This is a genomic window from Microtetraspora sp. AC03309 (genome assembly GCF_020826795.1).
GTDB lineage: Bacteria > Actinomycetota > Actinomycetes > Streptosporangiales > Streptosporangiaceae > Microtetraspora > Microtetraspora glauca.
On the sequence record NZ_JADDIL010000660.1, the window covers coordinates 1 to 374 of the forward strand.

A 374-nucleotide genomic window follows, 5' to 3' on the forward strand; every position below is an offset into this window, starting at 1 on the left:
AGCTGACTCTTACCGTCACCGGAACCGCCGACGGCGAATGGCACGCCGAGCTCAAGCAGGGCACCACCTACCTGGCACGCAATGTCGCGGTCGCAGCTGCTGCCGTCTCGCGCGCGGCCAAGGAACTGCACGAGGATCTCTCCACGCCCATCGACGAAGTGATCGAAGAGGCGCGCTCACAGCAGGCCGCCAAGGTCGCCGCCCTCGAAGCAGAGCTCGAAGCCGCGCGAAAGGTCTTGTCCGACTTGGAGTGAGGTCCGCGGAGTTGGCTCTGGGCGGGCACATTGGGAACCGGCCCGAAACTTGCAGAGAGTCTTCGACTATCCACTTGGCTGATCGTCAAATTTTTTGACGATCAGCCAAGTGCAGTGGGT

The 374-nt window shown here is 62.3% G+C and carries 1 protein-coding gene; it reads left to right on the plus strand.

Annotation, left to right across the window (positions count from 1 at the left end; all coding sequences use genetic code 11):
- Positions 1–254: DUF6319 family protein (locus tag IMZ11_RS44830; protein ID WP_228649920.1), on the plus strand; the 254-nt coding region annotated here is incomplete at its 5' end.
- Between the last annotated feature and the right edge of the window lie 120 nt (positions 255–374).